Origin of the sequence: Methanobrevibacter sp. 87.7, assembly GCF_002208625.1 — an archaeon.
GTDB lineage: Archaea > Methanobacteriota > Methanobacteria > Methanobacteriales > Methanobacteriaceae > Methanarmilla.
This window is the reverse complement of sequence record NZ_MRCT01000261.1, coordinates 1-1,465: the sequence shown is the minus strand read 5'-3', so window position 1 is coordinate 1,465 and position 1,465 is coordinate 1. Positions and strand designations below refer to the sequence as shown.

Below are 1,465 nucleotides of genomic sequence, written 5' to 3'. Positions count from 1 at the left end.
ATAATAAAGTTCTAAAAAATTATTATCAAAGAATTTTTAAAATTAAAAATATTTAACTTTTAATTTAATTTTAACAACTATTTTAAAATATTTACCAATAAACTCTTTTTAAAAATAAAAATAGCTAAAAATATGTTTTAATAAACTCATTTAAAAAAACAATATTTATTAGATAATCTATTTTTAAAAAAAGAAAAAGAAATAAAATTAATTTCATTAACTTAATCTTTTTCTTGTTTTTTAGTGGAAGCAATACCTTTCCAGTAACCAAATGCATAACCAATGATTATTGCACCAATAGCTGCTTGTACTGCAAAGAGTAAACTTTCAACTTCTCCAGAAGGAGGTTCCCAAAGTGATTCGAACCAAGGGTGATAACCAATTTCACTTACAGCATCAGAACCTTGATCATCAGCTCCTCCAAAGAATCCTTGATCTTCACCTAAACCACTGTACATTACAAATGGAGCAACTAAAAGAATAATAACTAAAATTAATAAAATTAAATTTTCATGTTTCATTTAGTCATCACCACTTGGAATATCTTTTGGATTAATAATATGTAATTTTTCTAAAAGTTCAGGTTTATATGCAAGTAAACCATTCCAGATAATTACAGTAAGTAAACCTTCAGCTATACCTAATGGTATTTGAGTAGGCATAAATATTATAAAGAATTTAGCAAATGCTGTTCCAAAATTAGGTACAGGGAAAGCAAGAGCAAGTTGAACAGAAGTTACGAAGTATGTCATAATATCTGCCATAAATGCAGTTAAAAATATTGCAACTTTTGTATTAACATTACCTTTAAGACAAGCTTTATAAATCAACCAACCTACAAATGGTCCAACAATACCCATAGATACACAATTTGCTCCTAAAGTAGTAATTCCACCATGAGCTAAAAGTAAAGCTTGGAAAATTAATACAATAGTTGCAAGTACACCAGTAATAGCAGGTCCAAATAAAGCTACACCTAAACCATTACCACATGGATGTGAACAACTTCCAGTTACAGAAGGCATTTTTAATGAAGATAAAACAAACATAAATGCACCTGATACTGCAAGTAGTGCTTTTGTTTCTGGATACTCCTCTGTAATTTTTTTAATTTGATAGATTCCATAACCAACAATAGGTATCATAATAATATACCATACAAGACACCATAAAGGTGGAAGAAATCCCTCCATAATATGCATTATTAAATCTCTCCTTAGTTTTTATTAAAATCAAGTAAACTTAATATAAAATTAAGTGTAATTGATGTTAATAGTATATAAAATTGAATATATAAATATTTTCATAAAATATAAAAAAGTTACATTTAATATAATTAAATAAAAATTGTGTTATATAGGTTATTTATTGAAATAAGTATATAAAATTTAAGTATAATTTAAAATAATTATATTTTAATTTAAAAAAAATAAACAAAAAACATAATTTGACGATAATATTTAAT

2 protein-coding genes are annotated in these 1,465 nt (G+C 25.3%); both read right to left on the bottom strand.

Annotated features, from left to right (window positions below; translation table 11 throughout):
- Nucleotides 1–221: 221 nt before the first annotated feature.
- On the bottom strand, nucleotides 222–521 hold the full coding sequence (locus BGI41_RS08100) for an energy-coupling factor ABC transporter substrate-binding protein (protein ID WP_088540191.1): 300 nt from the start codon (nucleotides 519–521) through the stop codon (nucleotides 222–224).
- Nucleotides 522–1,202, bottom strand: a complete 681-nt coding sequence (cbiM, locus tag BGI41_RS08095; protein WP_088540190.1) for a cobalt ECF transporter S component CbiM — start codon at nucleotides 1,200–1,202, stop codon at nucleotides 522–524.
- Between the last annotated feature and the right edge of the window lie 263 nt (nucleotides 1,203–1,465).

What these genes read in the sequence shown, in the direction of transcription:
- cbiM (WP_088540190.1), bottom strand. Translation starts at nt 1,202, where the DNA reads ATGCATATTATGGAGGGATTTCTTCCACCTTTATGGTGTCTTGTATGG.
- BGI41_RS08100 (WP_088540191.1), bottom strand. Translation starts at nt 521, where the DNA reads ATGAAACATGAAAATTTAATTTTATTAATTTTAGTTATTATTCTTTTA.